We start from the raw sequence: 21,567 nt of genomic DNA, 5'->3' as shown, positions 1-21,567 counted from the left end.
GATCAAATGCGTTAAAACCAACCCCTCGCCTGCCTGTATTGGCGGCAAGGCGGCAGCTGGCTTAACCTGTCGGAAAAACCGCTATTTCCGGCGCCTGAGGACAGGATGGCTGCGATTATACCGAGGAGCTATTCTTGTTTTTGAGGACATCGAGAAGAATGCGCGCGCCGGTTTCGCCCGGCGGTACATCCGTGTGCAAACGCCGCTGCACCAGCGCATAACCTTCGAGCATCGCCCGCCGCTCGGTGGTATCGGACGACAGACGCTCGGCCCAGCGCAGCATCGAGCCTGCCCTGACGACCTCGTTGAAATATTCCGGAATGATGGCGTAATCGGCAATCAGGTTCGGCAGGGCGCCGGTCCAGGTTTTCACCCGCTTGCTCAGCATGGTGAAAATCCAGTCGGTCTTGTAGACCGAGATGGTCGGCACACCCGCGAGTGCGAGTTCCAGAATGACCGTGCCGGAAGCGGCGATGGCCGCATCGGCTTCAGCAAACGCGTTCCATTTGAAGGCGGAATCGATGCCGATTTCGGGCCTTATATCCTCCGGCCATGATGCCACCAGTTCGTGGATGCGTTTTTCCTGACGTGGCACAGTGGGCAAAAGAAACCGCGTCGGACCGTTGCGCTCTACAAAAGCTCTCGCTGCCGCCTGAAAAGGCTCCATCAGCCGCGTCGTTTCAGTGGAGCGCGAGCCCGGCAGGAGGAGGATGGTTTTCGGCTGGCCATCTGCCGGCAGAGAGCGTTCCGCCCGCTTCTGCCGCACAGAGAGCACATCGGCATCGACGCTGAGCCGATGGCCGACAAAGGTCGTCGGGGGGCCGCCGAGACGGCGCATCGCTTCCGGCTCAAAGGGCAGCAGGGCCAGAACATGATCGACATAGGACAGCATCGCGGTGGCGCGATATTCCTTCCACGCCCAGACGCTGGGGCAGACATAATTGACAACAGGCAGATGCGGTAATTGCCGGCGGACTTTCTTCGCAACGCGATGGGTGAAATCCGGACTGTCGATGATCAGCAGAATATCGGGCTTTGCAGCGGCGATTGCCTGGGCGGTCTGGTTGATCCGCGCAATGAGCTTCGGCAGCTTTTTCAAAACCTGCGTGAAGCCCATGATCGAGAGTTCGGAATAGTCGAACAGGGAAACCAGGCCCTGTGCTTCCAGCGCATCGCCGCCGACACCCACCAGCTCGACGGGGCCCGCATATCGGGCCTTGAGCGACCGGATCAGATCCGCACCCAGAAGATCACCGGATACCTCTCCGGCAATGACCGCCACTTTTAATGCCGCCGTCATCCGATCAACTCTCCCCCATCATGTCTCCGCCGAGTGACGTATCGATGCCGCAGACGAATATGCCCGCCTCATCGGCCGCCTTCAACATCGCCTCGCGATCAAGCACCAGCGCCCGTCCCGCTTCGACGGCGATGCCGGCCAATCCCGCCTTGCGTGCATTCTCCACCGTTTCCACACCGATTGTCGGCAGGTCGGCGCGCACATCCTGCTGCGGCTTGCACAGCTTTACGAGTACACCCTTGCGGCGCGGGGATATACGTCCTTCGGCGCGCAATGCCGCGACGCGCGCCAGCATGGCATCCGTGCCCTCAACGCCTTCCAGCGCGACGATACGGCCACCCACGGCGACTGCTCCCTGCCCCACATCCAGCTTGCCGGGTGCAAGTGCCGCCTCAGCCGCCTTGCGTATGTCACGCAGATCTTCCTCGGCGGGCTTTTGTGCACCGAAAGGGCCTGTCGCGGCCAGCAGGCCGGGCGCGATCTCGTGCGCGCCGATGACTTTTGCGCCAAGTGTGCCGATGATCTTGATGACCATCTGCAAAACGGCGTCATCGCCGCTCGACAGCAGCGTCCTGACAATGGACGGCAGTTTGAGCAGGATGCCGACCGTGGGGCGGATCTCCCGCCATTCCGGCCGTCGCGCAACGCCGCCGGAAAGCACGACACGGTCTACCTGATTTTCACGCAGCAGACGGCCCAGCCCGGCGACATCACCGACACTGATGACGGCATTGTCGAAACCGCTCCAGTCGAAACGGGAATCGTCGCGCAAGCGCACGATGAAAGGGTTCTCGCCCATCTCACGGGCGGCAGCCGCCACATAAAGCGGCAGCTGGCCGCTGCCGGCCACGATGGCGAGACGCCCGCCGCCTGTCACGGCTCACTTGCCCCGGTTGGGCGAAGAGATCGCGCGGTCGCTATCCGCGCCGATGAAATCGAGGATTTCAAGCGCCTGCGGGCAGTCCAGATAGTCGTTGCGGTCGAGGGCTGCGGCATTGCCGCGGATCGTGCCTTCGGCCTCGAAAATCGCCTTGTAGACGCGTCTGACCTTGTGGATATCCGCACGCTCGATGCCTGCACGTGTCATGCCGACGACGTTCAGCCCGCCGAGAATGCCGGGGTTGCCATTCAGCATGCCATAGGGAATGACGTCGTAATTGACCGCCGACAGTCCGCCGATGAAAGCCTGGCGGCCGATACGGGTGAACTGGTGCACGGCGCAGCCCCCGCCCAGAATAGCGCGGTCCTCGATGGTAACATGGCCCGCCAGCATCACATTGTTGGACAGGATGATGTGGCTGCCGAGGCGGCAATCATGCGCCACATGCGAATTGGCGAGGAAGAGATTATCATCACCGATAATGGTCTTGCCGCTGCCATCGGAACTGCCGGCGTTCATCGTCACGCCTTCACGCATGACGCAGCGTTCACCGATCTCGAGCGTCGTTTCCGAACCGTCGTGGCGAACCGCCTGCGGTGTGCCGCCGATGACCGCCATGGGATGGACGACCGAACCGCGGCCGATGACGGTCCGGCCGGAAACAACGGCGTGATTGTGCAGCCAGACACCGTCATGCAGCGTGACTTTCGCGCCGACATAGCTCAGCGCGCCGATGACGACGTTTTCACCGATCACCGCGCCGTCTTCGATGACGGCCGTCGGGTGAATTCTGGCCGAGGCGGCAATCGTGCTCATTGCTGGTCCTCGGGGATCATCATGGCGCCGACATCGGCTTCCGCCACCAGCGCGCCGTCCACCTTCGCCTCGCAATGGAATTTAAAAACATTGCCGCGCTGGCGCTGCTTGACCACGTGGATTTCCAGACGATCACCGGGAACGACGGGTCTACGAAAGCGCGCATTGTCGATGGTCATGAAATAGACGAGGTAACCGCCCTCACCCTGGCTACGGGCGCAGATCGCGCCTGCCGTCTGCGCCATGGCTTCGACGATCAGAACGCCCGGCATGATCGGGCGATCCGGGAAATGGCCGGTGAAATGCGGTTCGTTGACCGTGACGTTCTTGATGCCGATCGCCGAGTTGTTACCATCGATCTCGATGATCTTGTCGATCAGCAGGAATGGGTAACGATGCGGCAGAAGCTTCATGACTTCCAGAATGTCAGCCGCGCCGAGCGTCGTCTTCGTTTCTTCAGTCATTGTTTTTCTCTCCTGTTTTTTTATCACGCCCTTCAGCGCGTGCCAGAATTTCGGCCATGTCGCGCAGGAAATATTTCATTGGACGCGCAGGCGTTCCGCCATAACGGGCGCCTGCCGGTACGTCCGCTACAACACCGCTCATCGCCGCAATCTGCACGCCGTCGCCAATGTTGATATGGCCATTGATGCCGGCCGCGCCGCCAATCATCACACCGTCGCCGATGCGGGTGCTGCCCGCAATGCCAACCTTGCTGACGATGCCGCAATGGCGGCCGATACGAACGTTGTGGCCAATCTGGACCTGATTGTCGATCTTGGTGCCTTCGCCAATGACCGTGTCATCCATGGTGCCGCGATCGATCGTGGTGTTGGCGCCAATCTCGACATTGTCCTGAATGATGACACGACCGATCTGCACGATCTTCAGCATGCCGCGTGGACCGGGGGCATAACCGAAACCGTCCTGACCGATGCGCGCGCCGTTGTGGATAATCACATTATTACCGATGAGCGCGGCAAGAACGCTTGCGCCGCCCGCAATGGTGCAATCACGCCCTATCTGCACATCCTGCCCGATGATGACGCCGGGGCCAATCCGCGTGCCAGCGCCAATATGGGCGCCGGCTCCGATCACGGCAAGCGCCTCGACAATGACGCCCGCTTCCAGTTTCGCGGATGGATCGACATGGGCAGCATGGGAAATTTCGGCGTCCATCCGCGCGATCGGACCGGGTCGCATGGCGGAAGGATGCAACAATGCACCGACCTGCGCAAAAAGGGTGTGGGGGTTTTTCGATATCAGCGCGGGGGTGTGAGACGGAAGCATGTCTACAAGCGCTGCATCACAAATGACGGCGCCAGCTTCGCAGGTCTGCAGCTCATCGCGGCTCTTGCGCGAAAGAATATAGCAGAGCTGATCGGGCTTTGCCCTATAGACCGGCGAAACGGACCTGATAATCCGTTCTCCCGCCGCATCGTCAGACAGTTCCGCCCCAAAATGATCTGCGATATCTTTCAATCGCAGTCCCTCGTGGGGCGGAAAAAAGGCATTGTATTCCATCAGCCGGAAACTCCAGAACGTTCAAAGTTGCAGTTCTGGACTGCCGATATCAGAAAGTGTTGGACATGCCAAACCGGAAACGCTGTTCCTCGTCGTAGTCTTCCTTGGCGATCGGTACCGCGTAGTCGACTCGGATCGGACCAAAGGGCGACGCCCACATCACGCCGATACCAGCGGATGCACGGATGGAGTTGTCGTCCTTCACACCTGCGCTGTTGGCAACCTTGTTGCCATAGAGCGTGCCGGCATCAACGAAGCCTGCGAGGCGCAGACCGAAATCTTCCGGAACGCCAGGCATCGGAGCCGTGACTTCAGCAGACGCGGCGAAATAGGTCGTGCCGCCGATGGAGTCGGAGCCGATACGCGGACCGATACCGTCGTTCTTGAAGCCGCGAACCTGACGGCCGCCGAACTTGAACTGATCGAAGACCAGCAGATTGTCGCCCGTCGGCACTACGTGACCGGCCTGACCCGTGAGCGAGCCGATGACATCGTATTCGTCAGACAGCGTATAGAAGAAACGAGCCTTGGCGTAGATCTTGTAATATTCAGAATCGCCGCCGAGGCCTGCAAATTCGTTCGTCAGAGCAGCCTGCCAGCCTTCACGCGGCATGTTGCGGTCGTCGAGCGTATTGTAGTTCAGCGTGTTCGAAATGATGGACTGCGTCCAGTCACCGCCACGGATCAGGTCTTTATAAGGCGCGGCAAGATTGCTGCCGGTTTCCCAGTCGCCTTCGCCATCATAGTTGAGCTGCTTGTAGGTGTACTTGAACGTCGTCGAGAGATCTTCGGTAATCGGCGCGGTTACACGCAGCGCGAAACCCTGCTCGTCGTAGTCGTAATAATCTTCGCTGCGGCTCTGGCTCTTGAACAGGTCGAAACCTGCGGCAAGACGATAGCCGAGGAAGTAAGGCTCGGTGAAGGACAGCGTGTAGCTACGTGCATCGTCTTCACCCGCACCAGCGGCGAGACGAATGTACTGTCCACGACCGAGGAAGTTCTTTTCTTCGATGGAGGCTTCGAGCAGAACGCCGTCGTTCTGCGAGTAACCCGCACCGATACCGAACGAACCCGTCGACTGGTCTTCCACATCGACAACAATCACGACGCGGTCAGGCGCGCTGCCGCCGGCGGTCGAGATATTGACCTTCGAGAAATAGCCGAGCGCCTCGAGACGGCGCTTTGCAGCCGTGATGACCGTCTGGTTGAACGCGTCGCCTTCGGAGATATCGAACTCGCGACGAATGACGTAGTCACGCGTACGGGTGTTGCCACGGATTTCGATGCGCTCGACATAGGCGCGCTCGCCCTGATCGACGATATAGGTTACGCCGATGGTGTTGCCAGCCATGTCACGGTCGCCGCGCGGCGTTACGCGGGCAAAGGGATAACCTTCGCCGGCCACGCGCTTGGAAATCGCTTCCATGCTCTGCTGAACTTCCTTGGCGCTGTAGCTGCCACCCTGACGGGTTTCCACGAGGCCCTGAAGTTCGGAACCATCGACGCCCGGAACGGTCGATTCGACCGCAACGTTGCCGAAGTTATAACGCTGACCTTCATCGACCGTGATGGAGACGGTGTATTCGTTCTTGGACTCGTCCAGCACCGCCTCGGAGGACACGACCCGGAAGTCGGCGTAACCGCGGTTGTAATAGAACTGGCGCAGCGCCTCTTCGTCGGCGCGCAGCTTGTCCTCGTTATAAACGTCCTTACGCGTCAGGAACGACAGCATGTTGGACTTCTTGGTATTGATGACGGCGGCCAGACGACCATCGCTGTAGGCATTGTTGCCGACGAAATCGATACGGCCGATCTTCGTGCGCTCGCCTTCATTGATGACGAAAGCAATGTTCACACGGCCCTGACCGACGGAAACGGTCTGCGTGGTGATTTCGACGTCACTACGGCCGATCGCGGCATAGGCTTCCTTGATGCGGGCGATATCCGCCGTCACGATAGCCTGATTGAAGGGGCCAAGCGCCTGTGTCTGCACGACGCCGGCGAGCTTGTCGTCCTTGATCTTGCGGTTACCGTTGAAGACCACCTGGTTGACCAGCTGGTTCTCGTTAACAGTGACGACCAGCGTGCTGCCGGAAACGCGCATGGAGACATTCGAGAAGTAACCGGTGGCGTAAAGACGCTTCACCGATTCATCGATATCCGAATTGGAAAAGTTCTTACCCGGCGCAATGGTGATGTTGGAGCGCACGGAGTCCGCACCGGACCTCTCGGCCCCGCGAACATCGATCTTGCTGATGACGGCTGCATTCGCAACACCAGCAGAGGCAAGCACGCCAAGGCCCGCAACCGAAGAAACACCAGCAGACAGCGCAACCGCCGACACCGCGTTCAAAAATCTTGAACCAGCCTTCATTTCAATTCTTACCTTTTTACGTTGTCCCTCAGCGGGCGGAACCCGACTCCGGCCATGTGCGTCGTTTTACCTGCTTTTCCCCTACAAGCAAGTCAGAACGTTAAATTCTGTTTACTTCGTGATCCAGAGTGGCGCATTCGCCACTTCGGCATAAAAACAAGGTAAACAAACAACTAACAAAACCGTTAAAACACAATCCTCAGCCGATCAAGCTGCTGATATCATTCCATGTTGCAAAAACCATAAGACCCAAAATCATCATCATGCCGATACGGAACGCGACTTCCTGCGCGCCCGCGCCGAGCGGCCTGCCGCGAATGGCCTCGATCGCGTAAAACACCAGATGGCCGCCGTCCAGAACCGGGACGGGCATCAGGTTCAGCAGACCGATCGAAACGGAAAGGACTGCGGCAAGCTGGATAACGGCGGAAATGCCGAGCGTCGCCATCTGGCCGGACGCCTGCGCGACACGCACCGGACCGCCCAGCTGATCGGCATTCATGCGGCCGGTCACGAGGTTGCCGATATAGTTGAAGGTGCCGGTAATGACGTGGCCGGTTTCGCGCACGCCCTCAACCAGCGCCTCGGTCGGCGAATATTCGATGTGGCGGAAATTGCCGCTGGTCTGGTCGGTGACGATGCCGATAATGCCCATTTCCAGCTTGTTGCCGAACTGGTCAGTGGTTTCCGTGCGCGTCGGAACCATCGGCAGCTTCAGCTCCTCGCCTGCCCTTTCGACAGTTACGGTGATCGGCGTGCCCGGGCGGATGCCGACGTAACGACGGACATCCTCGAAAGTCATCACCTTTTCGCCATCGATCGCGACCAGTCGGTCGCCGGGCCGCACGCCAGCTGCGGCGGCAGCGCTGTTTTCGCGCACTTCCGCCACGACTGGATCGGCAATCATCCGGCCATAAATGCCGAAAAGCACCGCGAAGATGAGAATGGCGAGAATGAAATTTGCGATCGGGCCCGCAGCAACCGTGGCCGCTCTTTTCCACAGCTTTGCGCCTGAAAGCGTCTGCGCCCTCCCCTCCAGCGACATATGCGACAGGCCGGAACTATCCGGTTTGCTGGCGGCATCCTCATCCCCGAAGAACTGGACGTAACCGCCGAGCGGGATCGCGGAAATCTTCCATCTCGTACCACGCTTGTCGGTGAAACCGATCAGCTCCGGGCCGAAGCCGATGGAAAATGCCGTGGAACGGATGCCGCACCAGCGCCCGACCAGATAGTGGCCCATTTCATGGACAAAAACGAGCAGGGACAGCACCAGGATGAAGGGCACGATATAGCCGGTCAGAAAGCCGGGCGCCGCCATTACTGTGTTCATGACAATCTGCCCTTTATGTCGTGACCTTTCGCGCCGCTCAGAAACCCGGCAACAGACCGCCGCCCGATCCGGGCACGTCACCGGTTGCCGCCGCATGCACGAAAGCAATGAGGAATACCGTAAAGCAGGCGAAAACAAGACCGTCAACACGGTCCATGAAGCCGCCATGGCCCGGAATGAGATGGCTGGAATCCTTGACCTGGAAACGTCGTTTCACGAAGGATTCAAAGAGATCACCGATCTGGCTGAATACCGACAGGATGAACGCGAGCCCCAGCACCAGCAGGCTGATTCTGCCGTGATAGGCCATGGACACCGCGCCGCCGCCGATCACAGCCGCCACTGCCCCGCCGATCGCACCCGACCAGGTCTTGCCGGGCGAAATCGAAGGCGCAAGCTTCGGCCCGCCAATGGCGCGTCCAACGAAATAGGCGAGAATATCCGTCGACCAGACAACGGCGAAGATGAAAAGGATGGACACGAAGCCCGTCAGCTCATCACCGCGAATGGCCGCCAGCGATATGCCGCTCAGACCCGCATAAAAAATGCCACCCACCAGCCACCAGTTCCTGCCGCGCAAAACCGGAAACAGGGCTGCGGTCAGCGTGAAGCCGGATAAAAGCGGCAGATCGAGCGAGGATTCGCCGAAAATCGTGTTGCCGGCGATAACGGCGACCGCGAACCAGCCCCAGGCATTGCCGGTCGGGTTGGCCTCCGACAGCCGGGTAATCGTCGACCATTCATAATAGATGAGGATCGCCAGAAGACCCGCGACGATGCGGAACAGAATGCCGCCATACCAGGTCGCGGCCAGAATGACCGCTGCCATGACGATTGCGGAGACGATCCGCAGTCTGAGTTCACGGCTCATCAGGCGCCTGCCACGGCAACCTGCTCGGTGAGTGCACCAAAGCGGCGGTCACGCGTTGCATATTGCTCGATTGCGGAGAAGAATCGCTGGCGGTCGAAGTCGGGCCAATATTCGGGAACGAAGAGGAACTCAGAATAAGCGGCCTGCCAGAGCAGGAAGTTCGACAGGCGCTCTTCGCCACTGGTGCGGATGATAAGATCCGGATCCGGCATGCCCGACGTGTCAAGCCGGGCCGAAATCATCTCCGGCGTGATCGAAGCGGCATCGAGCCGGCCTTCGGCGACATCGCGGGCGATTGCCACCGTCGCGCGCGCAATCTCGTCACGGCTTCCATAGTTGAAGGCGATCACCAGCGTCAGCTTGGTATTGCCAGCCGTCATCTGCTCCGCCTCTTCGAGGAGAGAGCGTATGTCGGTCTTCAGCCCCTGCCGGTCACCGATGATCCGCACGCGGACATTTTCGCGATGCAGTTCGGCAAGGTCACGCCGGATGAAAGCCTTCAAAAGCCCCATCAGGTCACTCACCTCGGATTCGGGCCTGCGCCAGTTTTCCGACGAGAAGGCAAACAGCGTGAGATAGCGTATTCCGCAATCACCGGCCGCGCGCACGGTCTCGCGTACGGCCTCCACCCCGCGGCGATGCCCCATCACGCGCGGAAGACCGCGCTGCTTTGCCCAGCGTCCATTGCCATCCATGATGATGGCGACGTGCTCGGGTATGGAGGAACGTGTCGTCGTCGGCATATCGATCCAGTAACAGGGCAGCGCGGAATTAAAACGAATAAAATACAGGTCTATCGCAAGCGATATCAGACCTGCATGATTTCCTTTTCCTTCTCGGCAAGCAAGCGGTCAATTTCCGAAATCGTGTCGTCGGTCATTTTCTGCACCTTTTCCGACTGTCCACGGCTTTCGTCCTGACCGATGTCACCATCCTTTTCGGCTTTTTTCAGACCATCCATGCCGTCGCGGCGCACATGGCGAATCGCGACCTTGGACTTTTCGGCATAATCATGAGCGACCTTGACGAGCGACTTGCGGCGCTCTTCGTTCAGTTCAGGCAGCGGAATTCTGAGGTTCTGACCATCGACGATCGGGTTGAGGCCGAGATTGGATTCGCGGATCGCGCGATCGACGGCATTGACCATCGACTTGTCCCAGATGTTGACCCCGAGCATCCGCGGCTCCGGAACCGTGATGTTTGCGACCTGGTTGAGCGGCACACGCGAACCGTAAGCTTCAATGGTGACCGGATCGAGAATGTTTGCCGAAGCCCGGCCGGTGCGCAGCGATGCGATATCGCTCTTGAATGCGTTGATGGCGCCATCCATGCGGCGCTTGATATCGTTGAGGTCAATACCACTCATCTTGATACTCCGTCTCTGTCGGCTGTGGCCGGAATTCGCCCAGGGGGCGGCGTCTTTTTTGATTACTTGTCGTGCACGATGGTCTTGCGGCCACCGCCGGTCAATATCTGCGCGAAACCGCCCTTCTCGTGGATCGAGAAAACAATGATCGGGATGTGATTCTCGCGGGCAAGCGCGACAGCTGCGATATCCATGACCGCCAGTCCCTTGCCGAGCACTTCGCTGTGGGTCAGCTCGTCGAAACGGGTGGCTGTCGGGTCCTTTTTCGGATCGGCGGAATAGATGCCGTCCACCTGGGTGCCCTTGAAGATTGCTTCCGCGCCCATTTCCGCGGCGCGCAGCGCTGCAGCGGAATCGGTTGTGAAGAAGGGGTTGCCCGTGCCGCCGGCAAAAATCACCACACGGCCCTGCGCCAGATGGTGGAGCGCTGCACGCTGCGAGAAGCTCTCACAGATTTCCGGCATCGCAATTGCGGACAGAACGACGGTGTCAATGCTGAGCTTGCGCAGGGAGGTTGCGAGCGCCAGCGCGTTGATGACGGTGGCCAGCATGCCCATATGGTCGCCGGTAACGCGATCACCGCCCTTGGACGCCACGGCAACGCCGCGGAAAATATTGCCACCGCCGACGACAACGCCGACTTCAACGCCCATCGCCCTCGCCTCGGCAATATCGGAGGCGATACGGTCTCCAACCGCCACATCGATACCGAAACCCTGATCGCCCATAAGGGCTTCGCCGGAAGCCTTGAGAAGAACACGTTTGTAGATCGGCTTGGAAGACATCATGACTCCTCGGAAATGTAACCGAAACGCGGATACACGAAGGGCACCGCGTTGTCACGCGATGCCCTCCCGTTTTCCCAAGATTGGGTAAATATAATCAGCCCTTGGCGACTGCGGCGACTTCTGCTGCGAAATCGCTTTCTTCCTTCTCGACGCCTTCGCCGAGCAGCAGGCGAACCATGCCCGTCACTTCGATAGCCGCGCCGGCTTCCTTTTCGGCTTCCTTGACGGCAGCGCCGACAGTGATGTCGGGGTTGATGACGAAAGCCTGCGACAGAAGGGCGACTTCTTCGAAGAACTTGCGCATGCGGCCATCAACCATCTTTTCGATGATGGCTTCCGGCTTGCCGGATTCGCGGGCCTGTTCGATGAAGACGTTGCGCTCGCGCTCGGCCACGGCAGCGTCGACTTCTTCAGCGCGGATGGCGAGCGGGTTGGTCGCAGCGATGTGCATGGCAACCTGGCGGCCGATCGAGTTCAGAACGGCCTTGTCGCCGTCCGACTTCAGGGCAACGAGAACGCCGAGCTTGCCGATGCCGTCGCCGGCAGCGTTGTGGATGTAGGTCGCAACAACACCGTGCGGCACTTCGAGTGCAGCCGAGCGGCGCAGCGTCATGTTTTCACCGATCGTCGCGATCGCGTCCTTGATGCTGTCGGAAACGGACTTGCCGGTTGCCGGATAGGTCGCAGCGGAAACAGCGTCAACGGTGCCGTCGGTGGTGAGGGCAACCTGGGCGATACCGCGGATGAGGTCCTGGAACGCATCGTTGCGGGCAACGAAGTCGGTTTCGGAGTTCAGCTCGACAACAACAGCCTTGTGACCCATGGTGGCAACGCCGACCAGACCTTCGGCAGCCGTACGGCCGGACTTCTTGTCGGCCTTTGCGATGCCCTTGGCGCGCAGCCAGTCGATCGCCGCTTCCATGTCGCCATTGGTCTCAGCAAGAGCCTTCTTGCAGTCCATCATGCCTGCGCCAGACTTCTCGCGCAGTTCCTTCACCATTGCGGCTGTGATTTCGGTCATTGTTTGCCTCTTATCGGTTCGATCGGTCAGCCGGCGGAATTTGCCGTGCCGAAGTTCTGGGTGATGACTGTACCCGGCCGCACACCCTTTGAAACCGAAGAGGATTTCAGGAAAGGGGCATGCGCATTCCCAAGTGCTGCGGCGTCTCCATACATCGAAATGATGGGTGCCGCCGAAGTGTGACAGCGTTATGAAGACTGCCTTGCGTTTCAACCACGTCAGACGCCAGCGGTTTCCAAAAAACGTGGCGGAGCGCTTGAAACGAACAAGGCCGTCAACCCATTGAAGGTCTTTGACGGCCTTGTCATATCCTGGTCGAGGAGACGGCGATTAAGAAATCGCCGCCAGACAGGGCCTAAATCAGGCGCCAGCCTCGTCTTCGAGAGCGGGCTCGATCGGAGCTTCTTCAGAAGCGCCGATGTCGCGGCCGGAAGCACCCTGCTGACGGGCAATACCGTCGATGGCAGCGCGGGCAATCAGGTCGCAGTAGAGCGAGATGGCGCGCGAAGCATCGTCGTTACCCGGGATCGGGTAGTCGATATGGTCCGGGTCGCAGTTGCTGTCGATGATCGCAACGACCGGAATGCCAAGACGCTTGGCTTCTTCGATCGCGATCTTTTCCTTGTTGGTGTCGATGATGAACATCAGGTCCGGAACGCCGCCCATATCGCGGATACCGCCGAGAGCCTTTTCAAGCTTTTCGCGCTCGCGCTCAAGGTTCAGGCGTTCCTTCTTGGAGTAGCCGGAGCCTTCCGAGTTCAGGATTTCGTCAACCTTGCGCAGACGCTGGATCGAGTTCGAAATGGTCTTCCAGTTGGTCATCATGCCGCCGAGCCAGCGGGAGTTGACGTAGTACTGGGCCGAACGCTTTGCGCTGTCGGCGATGATTTCGGACGCCTGACGCTTGGTGCCGACGAACAGAACGCGGCCGCCACGGGCAACGGTGTCGGACACGACCTGAAGGGCGCGCGACAGCATCGGAACGGTCTGAGCCAGGTCGATGATGTGGATGTTGTTACGATCGCCGAAGATGTACGGCTTCATCTTCGGGTTCCAGCGGTGCGTCTGGTGGCCGAAGTGAACACCAGCTTCCAGAAGCTGACGCATAGAAAAATCGGGCAATGCCATGCCTTGTTACTCCTTTTCCGGTTTAACCCCCGCGAAGCGAACAGCGCCGATTTTCATCGACACCACCGGGCGGAACGGACCGGATTTCTCCCGGAACATCCCAAGCTTCGCGTGTGGAATGGTGAGCCGCATACAGTCGCCCGCGTGAAAATGCAAGCATTTATGCGAAAAAACCGGCGAAATAGCCGCGTTTCAGCGAACCGGCTTGTTTTCGCAGGTTTCGGGCTTGAGAATATCGAGCTTCGCAAGCTTTCCCGTCAGGACGAAATCGCCGTAATCCATCGTCAGATCGCGGGTGATTCCGTTTTCGTAAAGCTTGAACGACATGCGGTAGATCGGCAGGGCGTCAGTGCCGGTCTTGTCGTTGTAATAGGCGATCGTTACCGGCCAGAAGGCAGCCTTGGCGAATTCGCCCGCCTTGCCGGCGTCGGCATCGCCATCCTTCGGCATTTGCGACTTGCCGACCAGCGTGGAGGTGATCAGGCTTTCGTCGCCATCATCAGAACCGTCGAATATCCGGGATTCGAAAATGCGCTTTCCCTGTTTCGCATGTTCGATGACCTGAAACATGTGCTGTGTCGGGAATTCGCTGGCGACGAGACTGATCTGGCGGGCATCCGGCCGGGTCAGATCGACCTTCACGCCCTCGGTGCTGTCGGTTGCGGCCCCCTGCACTTCCTTGTCCAGCTTGTCGTCGGTGTAGGATTTGGTCTCGAAGGTGAATTTCTTCGCGGCAAGGTCTTCGAAAGTCGTGGTCTGCTGGTCGGTCATGCGCACGGCGTCGCCGGTGTTGATCTGCGTCACGAAACGGAAATCGGTCTTGTAACCCTGACAGGATGAGCCGGTGAATTCATAGACCATGCGGCCGGTCATGCCCTCGATGCCGGAGCGATCCGACGCATCCTTGAGTTCGAGATCGTAGACGGCGCGGTGGGCGACGAGATCCGGAACCGTGACGGGCAAGGCATTGGCAGCGCTTGACAGGCCGGTCATAAGCCCTGTTGCGGCAACGAAACCAAGCGTCCTGACAAACATGCAATATCTCCTGTTGGACTCGCCGCTCATATTGTACAAGCAACCGCCCGGCTTTTGGATCAACATCTTCTGAATGCCGGATTCTTGAAGGATTTACAACAAAACCGGAGACGAAAATGTCGGACGTCATCGAAGGCCGCCTCAAGGAACTTGGCTTCACGCTTCCCGTCGCCGCGGCGCCAGCCGCAAACTACGTTCCGTTCACCATCAGCGGCAATCTTCTTTATGTATCGGGTCAACTGCCGATGGAATCAGGCAAGATTGCGGTGACGGGCCTCGTTGGCCGCGATGTCGACGTGCCAGGCGCCCAGCGCGCGGCCGAATTATGCGCCGTCAACATTCTCGCACAGGTCAAGGCCGCTTTGAATGGTGACCTCTCGAAAATCCGCCGTGTCATCAAGCTGAATGGCTTTGTTGCCTCGGTTCCGGAGTTCGTGGAACAGCATCTCGTCATCAATGGCGCCTCCAATCTTCTCGCCAATGTTCTCGGTGATGCCGGCAAACATGCCCGCGCCGCCGTCGGCATGGCCTGCCTGCCCTTCAACGCATCAGTCGAAATCGACGCCATCGTGGAAATCGACGTATGACGCTCAAGCTTTCCTGGCTGACGGCTGAGCCTGTCGCCCATCGCGGTTATCATGATCTCAACAAGGCGGTCTGGGAAAACACGCTTTCCGCCTTTTCCCGCGCCATCGAGGCCGGTTTCGCCATCGAATGCGACGTTCAGCTGGCAGCCGACAGCGTTCCGGTGATTTTTCACGACGACGACATGGCCCGCCTGACGGGCATCAAGGGCGACGTGCGCGAACGCACATCGGCCGAGCTGTCCCTTCTTGCCGTCGGGCAGACCAAGGACCGCGTGCCTATCCTCAAGCAGCTTCTGGCGCTCTGCGCCGGCAAGGTGCCGCTGGTGATCGAGCTCAAGGGCCGTGCCGGCGAAGGCGTCGATGACGGTTTTGCCGAGGCGGTTCTGGAGGACCTCGAAGGCTATAAGGGCCATGTGGCGCTGATGAGCTTCGACCATCACCTGCTGAAGGACCTGAAGGCTGCGGGTTCACCCTGGCCGCTGGGCCTCACCGCCGAAGGCGACAAGCCGGAAGACTTCTTCAAACATGATGAAGCGATGCAGCTGGGGCTCGATTTCATTTCCTATCATTGGGGTCATCTGCCCAACAGCTTTATCGAGGCGCAAAGAAAACTCGGGCTTCCGGTGATTACCTGGACGGTCAGGGATGAAAATGCGCGCGAGACTACCTATAAATATGCGGACCAGATGACATTCGAAGGTTTCGACCCTAGAGAGAACCCATCCGCGACGGCATGACAGAAGACTATTCCATCAGCATTGCGCAATCCTTTGGGGATATCGATCCGGAAAGCTGGAAACGGCTTTCCGGAACATCGCGCAATACATCAGGAAAATACTACAACCCTTTTATCTCCCATGAATTTTTATCATCCATGGAAGAGTCAGGGTCAGCGACAGCCAAGACCGGCTGGCTTGGCCACCATCTTCTTCTCGAAAATGCCTCCGGTGTGCTCGTCGGCGCAGTGCCGGCCTATCTGAAAAACCACAGCAAGGGCGAATACGTCTTCGACCACGGCTGGGCGGATGCTTTCGAGCGGGCCGGCGGCCACTATTATCCGAAGCTGCAATGCTCGGTGCCCTTCACGCCGGCAACCGGGCCACGCCTGCTCGTTTCCGAAGCGGTGGACGAAACGCGCTTTAAACCGCTTCTTGCCTCCGGCCTCGCCCAGGTGACCGAAAAGATCGGCGTCTCTTCCGCCCATGTCACGTTTCTCGAAGAAGACGATCTGTCTGCTCTTCTGCCCCGCGATTTCCTGCACAGGACAGACCAACAGTTCCACTTCATCAATGATGGCTATCGCGACCACGATGATTTTCTCGATGCCCTTTCTTCGCGCAAGCGAAAGGGGCTGAAAAAGGAACGCCGTGCGGCGCTGGAACACGGTATCGAGATCGACTGGTTGACCGGAAGCGACCTCACCGAAGACATCTGGGACCAGTTCTTCGCCTTCTACATGGATACCGGCAGCCGCAAATGGGGCCGGCCTTATCTCACGCGGGAGTTCTATTCGCTGATCGGCGAGCGCATGGCCGATGATGTGCTGCTGGTGATGGCGAAACGCGATGGGCGCTATATTGCGGGGGCAATCAACTTCATAGGCTCGGATGCGCTTTATGGTCGCCATTGGGGCTGCATCGAGGATCATCCCTTCCTGCATTTCGAGGTCTGTTACCATCAGGCAATCGATTTTGCGCTGGCGAAGGGGTTGAAACGGGTGGAAGCGGGCGCCCAGGGCGAGCACAAGCTGGCGCGTGGTTACGTGCCGGTGACCACCCATTCGGCGCATTTCATCGCCCATCCGGGCCTGCGCCGCGCCATTGCCGATTATCTTCAGCGCGAACGCGAAGAGGTCGAACATATCGGCGATTATCTTGATGAACACACGCCCTTCCGCAAGGGCGAGAGACAGGAACCGGACGTATAGTCCGCTACGAGGAGAGATCACGATGACGGCCAGCGCCTATGACGACAACAATATCTTCGCAAAAATCCTGCGTGGCGAAATTCCGAGCCACAAGCTTTACGAAGACGAGCATACGCTTGCTTTCATGGATGTGATGCCGCAGGCCCCCGGCCATCTGCTCGTCGTTCCCAAGACCGGCTCGCGCAATCTGCTCGATGCCGACCCCGAGGTTCTGGCAAGGACAATTCCCGTGGTGCAGAAACTGGCCGTCGCGGCCAAGGAAGCCTTCGATGCAGACGGCGTCTTCGTCGCCCAGTTCAATGAGCCGGCGGCCGGACAGACCGTTTTCCATCTGCATTTCCACGTCATTCCGCGCAAGGAAGGCGAGCCGTTGAAGCCGCATTCCGGCGTGATGGCCGATGGCGAGGTACTGAAGGCCCACGCGGCGAAGATAAAGGCTGCGCTTGCTTCGTGATGCGTGCCAAGACGCCAACGCGTCTGGCAAAACCGCAGCTTCCGCAGATCGTCACCCCGGACTGGATCCGGGGTCCAGCGCGATCAAGTCCTTGATCGCAAAGACTATCCTTACGGCGCCGACGCGCCGTGACTGGATGCCGGATCTAGTCCGGCATGACGGCGGTGGTGCTTATCATCATTCCACAGGCTGATACGCATTCCTCTGCGGCCATGGCCAGCCTTCAAGCACCGCCATATCCGGCCGGAATATCTCCACCTTCAACGGATAACAGGCCGCCGTATCGCTGGAATGCGTGGCGCTGCAATCGCCGCCCGGGCAGGCGGAAAGTGCGCCGATAAGATCGATCTCCGCAAAAAGCTCCAGATAATCTCCCGGCCGCACCGGGCTCGCCTTCATGAAATATTGATGCGTGTCGCGGGTAAAGCCCGTGCACATGAACACGTTCAGCACGTCGTGCACATGCGGCTCAGCCTCCGCGAACGACAGGCCCTTGGCCGCGGCGAGCGCATTCGTCAGGTTCGAATGACAGCAATGGTGATAGTCGCCGCCGCTCAAAAGCCTGTTGGTATAGGGATCGCAGCGGGTGCCGATCACGTCATGCACGCCGCCGCCGTCTTCGTCGAAGCCATACCATGACAGCGTGTCGTGCGTGATGGTCGCCATTGGCCGCAGCGATGGCAGGTTGCTCCAAAGCCGATTGCCGACCGAAACGTGGGTGGCGTGCAGGGCGCGGGTCTTGCCGCTGAAAAACCGCTCGGTCAGATCATGGGCGTTCCAGAGGTTCAGGTCTCCCACCTGCGGACCTTCAATGCTCACGATGCGAAAGAAATGTCCCTTCGGCACATGAAAGGCGCGACCGTCACGCGGCGGCACGATGACCTCATCGATCTTTTCCATGCCATTCTTTGCCTGCGCCATGCGCGCGAGGTCCGGCGTCTCAAGCGTGCCGTTCGGATAAACGACAACGGGACGGACGGCGCGGCGCGCAGCGGCGTCAGCGGGTTCGGCGACGGGCATGGGGGTCATGAAATCCTCTGAGCGATGAAAATACCGATGCGAAATTGCGTCAGGAATATCCGCCTGACAAGACGGGTTTTTCTTGCGCTCAGGCCAAGTCTGACTTAGCCTTGGCAATCATGAAGCTGCCTCCCCTTGCCCCCCTCCGCGCATTCGAAGCCGCCGCCAGAAGAACGAGTTTTTCTCTAGCCGGGCAGGAACTCGGCATGACGGCGGCTGCCGTGAGCCAGCATGTGCGCAATCTGGAGGCCTGGCTTGGCGTGGCCCTGTTCGAGCGGCATGCCAGAGGCGTGAGGCTCACCCCGGCCGGCCGGGAATTCGGTCTTACGGTTTCGTCAGGCCTGCGGCAGATCGCCTCCGGCGCAGAGCGGATCAGCTGCGGCCGTGACCGCATGACCGTCCGCCTTGCCAGCCTGCCCTCCGTCGTGGCGCATTTTCTGACTCCCCGCCTGCCCCGCTTCCGGGCGCTTTACCCGGATATCCAGGTATCCATCAGCTATTCCGGAGCGCATCATGCAGTGCCGGCCGATCTTACCATAGGGCATGGGGTGGTCTCCGGGGAAAATGCCGTAGCTCTCTTTAGCGCTGAGACCCGGCCGACATGCGCGCCAAGCTATGCCGCCGAATTCGGTCCTTTCGACGACGTTGACAGCCTGTTGCGAGCGGAATTGCTACATGACGATACCGAAACGGCATGGCAGAACTGGTTCGCAGCCGACGGGATATCCCTCCCCGATAATGCCGGCCCCGTTTTCGCGGATTTCAATCTGCTCGTGACCGCACTCAAAGCCGGACAAGGCGTCGGCCTTTGCCCGACGGCGCTTCTTCACGACGAGATTGCCAACGGTCGACTGACCGTGCTTTTCGACCGGGCCGCCGATACGGAGAAATATTACTGGCTGATGGAAGCAGAAGAGATGACCGCTCCGGCCCGCATATTATCGGACTGGCTTGTTGCGGAAGCCCGGGAGAGCGAAACGCGTCGCAATTATTCTGCCGCGACGATCTGAATACGGGAGGCGGCCGCCGCTTCGGTCAGTTCCCTTGCCGACAGCCGGTTGAGCAGGCGGGACGATACAGCACAAATGACGACAAAAGCAGCGAGACCGCCGAAAACATCCGAAAGATGGTGTCCACCCTGAACAAGAACGGCCAGCGGCATCAACAGGTTTATCGGCAAGATCGCTGCCATCACCGCCCAGTGACGCGGCATGAACCAGACTGACATTGCCGCCATGAAGATATGAAACGATGGAAAGCCGATCAGCCCCAGGACATTTTTGGGAGAAAGATAGACCACTCCCTCGGTTATAAGGCGGTTCAACTCTTGGCCGTAATTATTATCAACGGCCAGGGGGATAGCCTGTGATACCCACTGCGGCAATTGCACATAGGCTGAAGGTCCGAATGTCGGGAAGAATATCCAAAAGACGATACATGCAAACGCCCCCAGCACTCCCGTCACCAGAAAGTGGTGCAGCATCCGCTGGTTGCCGGTGAAGCCGAGCGTAAGGACGATCACCAGAAGCTGCGGCAACGATGAGGCATAGACGAAAAACAGTCCGGTTCCGATCCATGGATGGGTTGCCGCCCACAAGACGACGCCCGTCCAACTGTAGCCAAACGCTGCATCCACACCGAAAAGCACATGATCAATCGCTGGAAAGGCGACAGGTAGGAACATGTAGTTGAAAATCGAAGCGGCAAGCGTGAACAGGATGAATAGCCCGCCAGAAATCAGGGCGACTGCGATGCGAAGATCGCGCCCGCTAGTGCGATATAGCTGACCGAGGATAAAAACGCCGACGCCTGCCAGAACGCACAGAAGATATCCGGCGTAATCGACACGAATGCCTTTGATCGCAATCAATACCGCATCGATAACGAATAATGTTGCGATAAATCCAAGTACAAGACGCTCTGCCGCAAAGAGTCGCATTGAATTCCGGTCCCTGTTTCAACCAGCGGCAAAGTAGGGCAATGAGCTTAATATTCGGATAAAGCGAGCATCAGAAACCGAGTGCGAACAATCCACCCGCCAGAAGCAGGATCGGAACCGCCACACCGACGATGACCCGCTGGCCCGCCAGCAGAAATGCGATGAAACCGAGCGTGGCGGCTCCAATGCGCAGCCATAGGGGTGACGCCTCAAGTGTACCGGTTGGAAAGACGATCAGCTTGGCGGGGACGGCCATGACGAGTGCGGTGGCACCCGCCCTTACCCAGTGCAGGGCCTCGGAATCTTCCTTCAGGCGGTTACCGGCGAGAACGCCGAGCCAGCGCCAGAGATCGGTCGCCAGCCAGCCGGCAATCGCGATGAAAAGATAGGGTGCCCACCAATGTTCGGTCCCCATGGTTCGCTCTCCGGCGAGACGGGCTTTATCCGGCGACGAAACACGAGGCGGTCGATCAGATAGGCCGCCGTACCGCCGCCGATCCCGGCATAGAGAATGTCGAATTCCGGCGCAATCACCGCGAAGGCGGGTCCGGCGATGACGCCGATGACGAAGGCGACCTTGACGACGGAATGACGGGCCGAAGCCCAGATCGATGCCACGAAATAGACCGGTGTGAGAAAAAACAGCACGCCGGCGACGAGAGGCGGAAAGGCGGCGACGATGCCGTAACACAGGCCGACGATGATGGCATTGACCACGGTGAGCGTAATACCAAAACCGGCAAACCAGGCGGCGCGGGCTTCACGCGGCACCTTGGAAAGATTCTGCGTGGCAAAGACCCAGGCGGTGATTGCAACGAAGTGTGAGAGGAACAGTAAAATCCATGTCGGCGTCTTCGCGCCACGCATTTCCGGAACGATGGAGGCGACCATCGGCATCATGCGGACCGAAGACAGCGTCACCGCCAGAAAACAGGCGGCGAGGTTGGCGCCGCCGACCATGGAACCGATCAGGATCATCTTGGCCGGCAAGGCCCAGATGGCAAGCGTCATGAACACGGCTTCGCCGCGCGCAACCCCGGATTCGAGTGCGAAAGCGCTGAAACCGACGAAAGATGTCATGAGAATGAGCGAGGGCAGCGAGAATATGCCCCGCATCCCCCGGAAAAACCAGCCGCGCAATGGGATGGTATCGCTGTCGGCAGTGTGCATTGCTGACCCACTCGAGCATGTCGCCCGAAAATGC

22 protein-coding genes and 1 pseudogene are annotated in these 21,567 nt (G+C 59.2%); 5 read left to right on the top strand and 18 right to left on the bottom strand.

Features of this window, described 5'->3' with window-relative positions; genetic code table 11:
- Positions 1–115: 115 nt before the first annotated feature.
- The 14 genes from lpxB to ASB65_RS12800 all read right to left on the bottom strand — a co-directional run bounded on the left by lpxB (position 116) and on the right by ASB65_RS12800 (position 14,436).
- Positions 116–1,300: a lipid-A-disaccharide synthase gene (lpxB, locus tag ASB65_RS12865; RefSeq protein ID WP_060724141.1), complete on the bottom strand. Its 1,185-nt coding sequence runs from the start codon at positions 1,298–1,300 to the stop codon at positions 116–118.
- A gap of 4 nt (positions 1,301–1,304) precedes the next feature.
- A complete protein-coding gene (locus tag ASB65_RS12860; RefSeq protein WP_060724140.1) occupies positions 1,305–2,177 on the bottom strand; it encodes an LpxI family protein in 873 nt (290 codons plus the stop codon).
- A 3-nt stretch (positions 2,178–2,180) separates the two neighbouring features.
- Positions 2,181–2,996, bottom strand: a complete 816-nt coding sequence (gene lpxA / locus ASB65_RS12855) for an acyl-ACP--UDP-N-acetylglucosamine O-acyltransferase (RefSeq protein ID WP_003502575.1) — start codon at positions 2,994–2,996, stop codon at positions 2,181–2,183.
- Positions 2,993–3,460 (bottom strand): 3-hydroxyacyl-ACP dehydratase FabZ, encoded by a 468-nt coding sequence (fabZ, locus tag ASB65_RS12850; RefSeq protein ID WP_003502572.1) that lies wholly within the window; start codon positions 3,458–3,460, stop codon positions 2,993–2,995. Before fabZ ends, lpxA begins: the two co-directional genes overlap by 4 nt.
- A complete protein-coding gene (gene lpxD, locus ASB65_RS12845; RefSeq protein WP_003502570.1) occupies positions 3,453–4,520 on the bottom strand; it encodes a UDP-3-O-(3-hydroxymyristoyl)glucosamine N-acyltransferase in 1,068 nt (355 codons plus the stop codon). Before lpxD ends, fabZ begins: the two co-directional genes overlap by 8 nt.
- A 49-nt stretch (positions 4,521–4,569) precedes the next feature.
- Complete coding sequence (gene bamA / locus ASB65_RS12840) at positions 4,570–6,894, bottom strand: outer membrane protein assembly factor BamA (RefSeq protein WP_060724139.1); 2,325 nt, start codon at positions 6,892–6,894, stop codon at positions 4,570–4,572.
- 199 nt (positions 6,895–7,093) lie between these two features.
- Positions 7,094–8,215 (bottom strand): RIP metalloprotease RseP, encoded by a 1,122-nt coding sequence (gene rseP / locus ASB65_RS12835; protein WP_162266779.1) that lies wholly within the window; start codon positions 8,213–8,215, stop codon positions 7,094–7,096.
- A gap of 49 nt (positions 8,216–8,264) precedes the next feature.
- Complete coding sequence (locus ASB65_RS12830) at positions 8,265–9,098, bottom strand: phosphatidate cytidylyltransferase (RefSeq protein WP_003502564.1); 834 nt, start codon at positions 9,096–9,098, stop codon at positions 8,265–8,267.
- A complete protein-coding gene (locus tag ASB65_RS12825) occupies positions 9,098–9,841 on the bottom strand; it encodes an isoprenyl transferase (RefSeq protein ID WP_003502563.1) in 744 nt (247 codons plus the stop codon). The genes ASB65_RS12830 and ASB65_RS12825 overlap by 1 nt, the downstream gene beginning before the upstream one ends.
- 65 nt (positions 9,842–9,906) lie before the next feature.
- Positions 9,907–10,464 carry a ribosome recycling factor gene (gene frr, locus ASB65_RS12820; protein ID WP_003502562.1) on the bottom strand — a complete coding sequence of 186 codons (558 nt, stop codon included), beginning with the start codon at positions 10,462–10,464 and terminating at the stop codon, positions 9,907–9,909.
- Positions 10,465–10,526: 62 nt separating this feature from the next.
- Positions 10,527–11,249, bottom strand: a complete 723-nt coding sequence (gene pyrH / locus ASB65_RS12815) for a UMP kinase (RefSeq protein ID WP_060724202.1) — start codon at positions 11,247–11,249, stop codon at positions 10,527–10,529.
- Positions 11,250–11,346: 97 nt separating this feature from the next.
- Positions 11,347–12,273 carry a translation elongation factor Ts gene (gene tsf, locus ASB65_RS12810; protein WP_020012416.1) on the bottom strand — a complete coding sequence of 309 codons (927 nt, stop codon included), beginning with the start codon at positions 12,271–12,273 and terminating at the stop codon, positions 11,347–11,349.
- Positions 12,274–12,633: 360 nt separating this feature from the next.
- A complete protein-coding gene (rpsB, locus tag ASB65_RS12805) occupies positions 12,634–13,401 on the bottom strand; it encodes a 30S ribosomal protein S2 (RefSeq protein WP_003502558.1) in 768 nt (255 codons plus the stop codon).
- 192 nt (positions 13,402–13,593) lie between these two features.
- Positions 13,594–14,436, bottom strand: coding sequence for a cell envelope integrity EipB family protein (locus tag ASB65_RS12800; protein WP_003502556.1), 843 nt, complete (start codon positions 14,434–14,436; stop codon positions 13,594–13,596).
- 116 nt (positions 14,437–14,552) lie between these two features.
- Here ASB65_RS12800 and ASB65_RS12795 point away from each other — a divergent pair, with 116 nt between their 5' ends.
- Genes ASB65_RS12795 through ASB65_RS12780 form a run of 4 tightly spaced genes read left to right on the top strand, consistent with a single transcriptional unit; the run spans position 14,553 to position 17,404 of the window.
- Positions 14,553–15,023 (top strand): RidA family protein, encoded by a 471-nt coding sequence (locus tag ASB65_RS12795; RefSeq protein ID WP_003502555.1) that lies wholly within the window; start codon positions 14,553–14,555, stop codon positions 15,021–15,023.
- On the top strand, positions 15,020–15,760 hold the full coding sequence (locus tag ASB65_RS12790; RefSeq protein WP_020810318.1) for a glycerophosphodiester phosphodiesterase: 741 nt from the start codon (positions 15,020–15,022) through the stop codon (positions 15,758–15,760). The genes ASB65_RS12795 and ASB65_RS12790 overlap by 4 nt, the downstream gene beginning before the upstream one ends.
- The gene (locus ASB65_RS12785) at positions 15,757–16,950 is read left to right on the top strand and encodes a GNAT family N-acetyltransferase (RefSeq protein WP_003502551.1); all 1,194 of its coding nucleotides are present in this window, start codon (positions 15,757–15,759) and stop codon (positions 16,948–16,950) included. Before ASB65_RS12790 ends, ASB65_RS12785 begins: the two co-directional genes overlap by 4 nt.
- 22 nt (positions 16,951–16,972) lie before the next feature.
- Positions 16,973–17,404: an HIT family protein gene (locus ASB65_RS12780; protein WP_003502549.1), complete on the top strand. Its 432-nt coding sequence runs from the start codon at positions 16,973–16,975 to the stop codon at positions 17,402–17,404.
- 177 nt (positions 17,405–17,581) lie between these two features.
- Here ASB65_RS12780 and ASB65_RS12775 read toward each other — a convergent pair whose 3' ends face one another.
- Entirely contained in the window at positions 17,582–18,433 is an 852-nt protein-coding gene (locus tag ASB65_RS12775) for an urea carboxylase-associated family protein (RefSeq protein WP_060724137.1), read from the bottom strand.
- Positions 18,434–18,543: 110 nt separating this feature from the next.
- Between ASB65_RS12775 and ASB65_RS12770 the strand changes: the two genes are divergently transcribed.
- Positions 18,544–19,434 (top strand): LysR substrate-binding domain-containing protein, encoded by an 891-nt coding sequence (locus ASB65_RS12770; RefSeq protein ID WP_060724136.1) that lies wholly within the window; start codon positions 18,544–18,546, stop codon positions 19,432–19,434.
- Here ASB65_RS12770 and ASB65_RS12765 read toward each other — a convergent pair.
- The 3 genes and pseudogenes from ASB65_RS12765 to ASB65_RS12755 all read right to left on the bottom strand — a co-directional run.
- Positions 19,413–20,363, bottom strand: a complete 951-nt coding sequence (locus tag ASB65_RS12765) for a phosphatase PAP2 family protein (RefSeq protein ID WP_060724135.1) — start codon at positions 20,361–20,363, stop codon at positions 19,413–19,415. The genes ASB65_RS12770 and ASB65_RS12765 overlap by 22 nt on opposite strands.
- A 70-nt stretch (positions 20,364–20,433) precedes the next feature.
- Complete coding sequence (locus ASB65_RS12760; RefSeq protein WP_060724134.1) at positions 20,434–20,778, bottom strand: AzlD domain-containing protein; 345 nt, start codon at positions 20,776–20,778, stop codon at positions 20,434–20,436.
- A pseudogene (locus ASB65_RS12755) lies at positions 20,778–21,533 on the bottom strand (AzlC family ABC transporter permease); the annotation flags it as partial. The gene ASB65_RS12760 and the pseudogene ASB65_RS12755, both read right to left, overlap by 1 nt.
- Positions 21,534–21,567: the final 34 nt, after the last annotated feature.

Source organism: Agrobacterium tumefaciens str. B6 (genome assembly GCF_001541315.1).
GTDB lineage: Bacteria > Pseudomonadota > Alphaproteobacteria > Rhizobiales > Rhizobiaceae > Agrobacterium > Agrobacterium radiobacter.
This window is presented reverse-complemented; position numbering and strand designations above follow the sequence as displayed.

Excerpts from the sequence above, each read along its gene's own strand:
- lpxB (WP_060724141.1), bottom strand. The coding sequence starts at position 1,300 with ATGACGGCGGCATTAAAAGTGGCGGTCATTGCCGGAGAGGTATCCGGT.
- lpxA (WP_003502575.1), bottom strand. The coding sequence starts at position 2,996 with ATGAGCACGATTGCCGCCTCGGCCAGAATTCACCCGACGGCCGTCATC.
- fabZ (WP_003502572.1), bottom strand. The coding sequence starts at position 3,460 with ATGACTGAAGAAACGAAGACGACGCTCGGCGCGGCTGACATTCTGGAA.
- lpxD (WP_003502570.1), bottom strand. The coding sequence starts at position 4,520 with ATGGAATACAATGCCTTTTTTCCGCCCCACGAGGGACTGCGATTGAAA.
- bamA (WP_060724139.1), bottom strand. The coding sequence starts at position 6,894 with ATGAAGGCTGGTTCAAGATTTTTGAACGCGGTGTCGGCGGTTGCGCTG.
- rseP (WP_162266779.1), bottom strand. The coding sequence starts at position 8,215 with ATGGCGGCGCCCGGCTTTCTGACCGGCTATATCGTGCCCTTCATCCTG.
- ASB65_RS12830 (WP_003502564.1), bottom strand. The coding sequence starts at position 9,098 with ATGAGCCGTGAACTCAGACTGCGGATCGTCTCCGCAATCGTCATGGCA.
- ASB65_RS12825 (WP_003502563.1), bottom strand. The coding sequence starts at position 9,841 with ATGCCGACGACGACACGTTCCTCCATACCCGAGCACGTCGCCATCATC.
- frr (WP_003502562.1), bottom strand. The coding sequence starts at position 10,464 with ATGAGTGGTATTGACCTCAACGATATCAAGCGCCGCATGGATGGCGCC.
- pyrH (WP_060724202.1), bottom strand. The coding sequence starts at position 11,249 with ATGTCTTCCAAGCCGATCTACAAACGTGTTCTTCTCAAGGCTTCCGGC.
- tsf (WP_020012416.1), bottom strand. The coding sequence starts at position 12,273 with ATGACCGAAATCACAGCCGCAATGGTGAAGGAACTGCGCGAGAAGTCT.
- rpsB (WP_003502558.1), bottom strand. The coding sequence starts at position 13,401 with ATGGCATTGCCCGATTTTTCTATGCGTCAGCTTCTGGAAGCTGGTGTT.
- ASB65_RS12800 (WP_003502556.1), bottom strand. The coding sequence starts at position 14,436 with ATGTTTGTCAGGACGCTTGGTTTCGTTGCCGCAACAGGGCTTATGACC.
- ASB65_RS12795 (WP_003502555.1), top strand. The coding sequence starts at position 14,553 with ATGTCGGACGTCATCGAAGGCCGCCTCAAGGAACTTGGCTTCACGCTT.
- ASB65_RS12790 (WP_020810318.1), top strand. The coding sequence starts at position 15,020 with ATGACGCTCAAGCTTTCCTGGCTGACGGCTGAGCCTGTCGCCCATCGC.
- ASB65_RS12785 (WP_003502551.1), top strand. The coding sequence starts at position 15,757 with ATGACAGAAGACTATTCCATCAGCATTGCGCAATCCTTTGGGGATATC.
- ASB65_RS12780 (WP_003502549.1), top strand. The coding sequence starts at position 16,973 with ATGACGGCCAGCGCCTATGACGACAACAATATCTTCGCAAAAATCCTG.
- ASB65_RS12775 (WP_060724137.1), bottom strand. The coding sequence starts at position 18,433 with ATGACCCCCATGCCCGTCGCCGAACCCGCTGACGCCGCTGCGCGCCGC.
- ASB65_RS12770 (WP_060724136.1), top strand. The coding sequence starts at position 18,544 with ATGAAGCTGCCTCCCCTTGCCCCCCTCCGCGCATTCGAAGCCGCCGCC.
- ASB65_RS12765 (WP_060724135.1), bottom strand. The coding sequence starts at position 20,363 with ATGCGACTCTTTGCGGCAGAGCGTCTTGTACTTGGATTTATCGCAACA.
- ASB65_RS12760 (WP_060724134.1), bottom strand. The coding sequence starts at position 20,778 with ATGGGGACCGAACATTGGTGGGCACCCTATCTTTTCATCGCGATTGCC.